This is a genomic window from Bifidobacterium jacchi (assembly GCF_009078285.1).
Lineage (GTDB): Bacteria > Actinomycetota > Actinomycetes > Actinomycetales > Bifidobacteriaceae > Bifidobacterium > Bifidobacterium jacchi.
The window spans coordinates 1-4,042 of record NZ_RQSP01000047.1 but is presented as its reverse complement, the minus strand read 5'-3'; the positions used below and the strand labels follow the sequence as shown (position 1 = coordinate 4,042).

The window sequence follows — 4,042 nt, the reverse complement described above, 5'->3', positions numbered from 1 at the left end:
TTGTAGATGTCGTGGTTGCCGTTGATGACGAAGACCTGCGTGCCCTTGCCGCCGTTTTCCTTGGCGGTTTCGGTTTCGATGCGCTTGAACTTCTGCGCGATGTCGTATTCGGCCTGCTGCTCACCGTCCTTGGTGAGGTCGCCGGTGACGAGTACGTAGTCGGGGTGATCCTTGATGATCATGTCGATGGCCTTGTCGGAGATCGCGTTGGATTCCTCCAGCAGCTTCGGATCGCCGCCCACGTAGTCGTGGAAGTCATCGTTGTCGTCGGCGTAGTTCGCCGGGTAGTAGTGGGTGTCGGAGAGCACGCCGATGCGTGCCGATCCGGCTGCCTTGTTGTCGGGGCCGGCCGGCGTGACTTCGGCGGCCAGCGCGGTGCCGGGGGCGACGATCAGCCCCGCGGCGAGCGTCGCCGCGGCTGCGATCGCCGCCAGCGCACGCTTCATGGATGGTATACGCATGGTTGCAAACCTCTTGGTTCAATGCGGATTGCTGTATTGCAGCTGTATTGCAGCTGTATTGCTATGGATTGTCTCGGCGGAGGCCGGCTCACGCAGCGAGACTGGGGGGATAGCAGTAGAACCCAGCAGGCCCCTATGCTCTCCCCCAGTCGGCTTCGCCAACAGCCTTTCGTCAGAGACGGCAGCGTCGAATAAGCACGAAAAAAGCCGACGAAGGCCGCACACTGGTGCTGATCACTTCGTCGGCTGTTGAGTTATCAGTGGATGTCGCCGAATGAGGAGTCGTCCTGCGGCTGGTCCTGCACCTTGTCGGTAAGCCCCTTCGAGTCCGACGTGTTGTCGGCCTCGTCGCTCTTGCCGGCATTGCCGGACTTGTCGCTCTGGTCGGTCGACTGCGAGGAGCCTTTGACCAGATCGTTGAAGTCGGCACCGGATTCGTCCGCTCCGGGCTGGCTGGTGGCGGTCTTGCCGGTCGTGTCGGCGGTGGCGCCCTTCAGGGGCTTGCCGTCGGCATCCGGGTCGGCCTGACGCACCAGCGTGCTCGGATTGGTTTCGCCGCTGTTCATGATGGTCACGACCGCGGTTGAAACACCAGCCACGATGACCACAGCGAGCACTGCGCCGATGATGGCCAGCAAACGCTTGCTGATCTTGCGACCAAACACCGTCACCATGCCCTCCTCGGCGCTCTGCGCCGCATGCTTGCTGCTACTCACGTTCGAGTCGCCTTTCACTCATTCGGGATTGATGGGACTAGGGTCACTGGGGATCGCCAAAGCCGCCACCCTGCAGCGGACCGCAGTTCTTCATGTTGAAGGTCTGGAAGTCGCCGCCTAAATTACCTCCGGTCTCTTCACAAGGCGATCCCGTAATGACATCGGCGTTGCTGCTGAATGCGAGCACGTACAGGCTCGGCATCTCATACTGCTTCTTCATCATGTTCTCTTTTCCTGATGAAATTGATGGATGATTGTCATAGGGTCTTCGTCACCGGAGTGCCGGTGACCGTGGTGCCGTCGAGCGTGGTCCAGCTCGGCGTGATCGTAAGCGTGAGCTTGCCGGAGCCGATCCAGCCGTTCGGGAAGTTGCGAATGATCGCGGTGGCGAAGTAGCCGTTGCCACCGTCCGCGAAATCACCGAAGACGTTCAGATCCTTGGGGGACTTGCCCGAGACCGTCGTGTACACGTGCTGCGTGGAGAGCGGGAACAGCTCGCCGGTTTCACCATCGCCGACCTTGGAGTCGTAGGAGACAGTGAACTCCACGTTCTTGTACTTGGTGGTGTCGATCGCGGTCAGGAATCGCACCGCGGTCTTGCTCGTGGACACCTGCACGGCCACGTTCTGGTTCTTCGCGTCCGCGAAGTGAGCCCATGCGAACCTGTTCTGGCCGGGCGTGCCGTCGGCGGTGGTGTTGAAGCTCTCGACGGTGGTGTAGTTGGCATCGTCGTTCACGTCGATGTTGTCAACGTCCTTGTCGGCCTTCCAATCGTCGTAGCTCTTGTACCAGCCTGCGAACTTGCGGCCCGCATAGCCTTCCGCGAGGAAGCTCTGATCAGGGTTGGATGCGTCCGGGGAGGTCTTCTGCTGCTTCTTGCCCGTGACTTCGGCCTTCGAGTACCACTCGTAGTCGATGTCGGCGGGCACGCCGTAGACCTGTGCAAGGCCGGTGCCGTCGATCAGCGTGCTCTGCTCGTCGGCGTTGTTGAGCACGTAGCGGCCGTAGGCGAGGTAGTGGCCGTGGTAGCCGGCGTAGGTGTTGAGCAGGTAGGAGTTCTGCACCTTGTTGTTCTGGGTCGTCTTGGCCTTGGAGGCTTCGGACGCCACCAGCTTGGCGAGGTCGCTCTTGCCACTCAGGTCGTAGTTGACGACCACCTGAGCCTTGTCGTCGAAGTTCGCGACATCGTTGATGTTCGCGCCCATCGACGGGCTGGACTGCACGTTGTCTGCGTTGGCGTCGCCCTTGAGCTGGCCGATCCACGGCTGGGAGGCGTCGATGCGGATGTCGCCGCTGTTGGCCGCCTGCAGATAGAGCGAGGAATCAGCCGAGAGGTTCACCGACTTTGCGGTCGGAGCATCCTCCTGATGCTGGGATGCGTTGTAGTCCCAGATCTGGCCCTTGGTGATGTAGCCCTTGGCACCACCGGCGAGGGTGAGGGAGTTCTTGTTGTGCGCGGCGAAACCGCCCGCTGCGATGTCCTTATAGCTGTAGAACAGGGAGCGATCAAGGTAGCCGCCGTTCATCACGAACGTGCCGCCGTTCTGGCTCACGCTCTCCACGTTGGCGTTGCCGCCGATCGTGGTGACGCTGTTCGGGCCCGCGTTCTGCACAGCAGCGCGACGGCCGTTCTCCTGCAGCACCTGGCCGTTGGTGATGGTCACCTTGGCGCCATCGACACCGGGATCGACGATCACGGCGCCATCAGGACCGTAGACGGTCGGGTACATGGAGCCGGTCTGAGCGTCATTGGCCTGAGCATTGTACTGGCCATTGCCGCCAAGCTCGACGGTGGCGTTGTTGCCGCGCACGCGAACCGCGTAGCCGAGGCTATTGCTGTCGATTTGTTCGCTCCTACCGTTATCGGAGATCAGCTTGACGTTGTCGCGGGTCACCAGATGCGCGTTGGCCTGCAGCGTCACAGGAATCCAAGCCGTGTTGTTGCTGCCGGAGGCAAGAACGTCATCGATGGTCAGGTCACCGGTAAGGGTGAGCGTATGGCCGGAGGTGACGTTGAAGCGGAAGAAACGCAGAATGCCCATCTTGTTGTTGCCGCTCACACCGTTGAGCGTCAGATCGCGGTTGACCTCGACATCAACGAAGTCAGCAGCGGTATTGGTACGACCAATGACAGTAAGTCCCGAAACATTGATCGTGGAAACGTTCGGGTCGCTGATGCAACGGTAGAACGGGCTCTTGTCGTATTTGTCGCCGCCCTCCCAGATGCTTGAGTTTTCTCCATCCTTGCCGTACGGCGTCGCCGTGCAGGTGTTGCCCGCAGCCTGCGCGGTCTGCGGCTGGGAGATGGTCACTGCGCCGAGCATCGCCACTGCCGCGGCGAGCGCGGCGAGTGGACGCCAGCCCTTGCGAATGTTCGCGATTTGCATATCGCTCCCCTCTTTCAACGCGATGAGGCCGGGTACGCGGTGTGCGCACCCGGCCTCATCGCCAAGTCCTTTTCCTCGAACGGCTCTGCGCCGTCTGGTTCCGACCCCGGTATCCAATACCCCTGAACGCCGATGCCGAAATTCGCCTTCAGGCTATGGGCACACTCCCGTTGCGACCAGATAAGGTGAACAATCGAAATCATCACTCGCCTCGCCACATTGTCGGCATCTGAGCGATCGTTCGCATCCACCTTGAAAACACGCGCATATGTAAGCGATCACATCAGCCAGACGCCATTGCCAGTCATTCCATATTCTGACCGTTTTTTATCCAATATATGAAAAACTACCTATCCGCAACAGCAATCGCATCATCGCGTGATCACATCATTCCCGACGAATTCACCCAACCGTAACCATCATGCCGTGCGCGCCGCCGACAATCCCCCACGCAACCCCGCCCCACAACACACCCCAA

At 60.4% G+C, this 4,042-nt stretch carries 4 protein-coding genes; all 4 read right to left on the bottom strand.

Features of this window, described 5'->3' with window-relative positions:
* A partial coding sequence (locus EHS19_RS09280; protein ID WP_175578404.1) for a metallophosphoesterase family protein occupies positions 1–461 on the bottom strand: 461 nt, incomplete at its 3' end.
* Between the two features lie 257 nt (positions 462–718).
* A complete protein-coding gene (locus EHS19_RS09275) occupies positions 719–1,177 on the bottom strand; it encodes a hypothetical protein (RefSeq protein ID WP_151917476.1) in 459 nt (152 codons plus the stop codon).
* Between the two features lie 43 nt (positions 1,178–1,220).
* Positions 1,221–1,400 (bottom strand): hypothetical protein, encoded by a 180-nt coding sequence (locus EHS19_RS09270; RefSeq protein WP_151917475.1) that lies wholly within the window; start codon positions 1,398–1,400, stop codon positions 1,221–1,223.
* Between the two features lie 34 nt (positions 1,401–1,434).
* A complete protein-coding gene (locus tag EHS19_RS09265) occupies positions 1,435–3,564 on the bottom strand; it encodes a hypothetical protein (RefSeq protein WP_151917474.1) in 2,130 nt (709 codons plus the stop codon).
* Positions 3,565–4,042 lie beyond the last annotated feature (478 nt).

Bases quoted from the DNA above. Each gene is read 5' to 3' on its own strand.
- EHS19_RS09270 (WP_151917475.1), bottom strand. From the start codon at position 1,400: ATGATGAAGAAGCAGTATGAGATGCCGAGCCTGTACGTGCTCGCATTC.
- EHS19_RS09265 (WP_151917474.1), bottom strand. From the start codon at position 3,564: ATGCAAATCGCGAACATTCGCAAGGGCTGGCGTCCACTCGCCGCGCTC.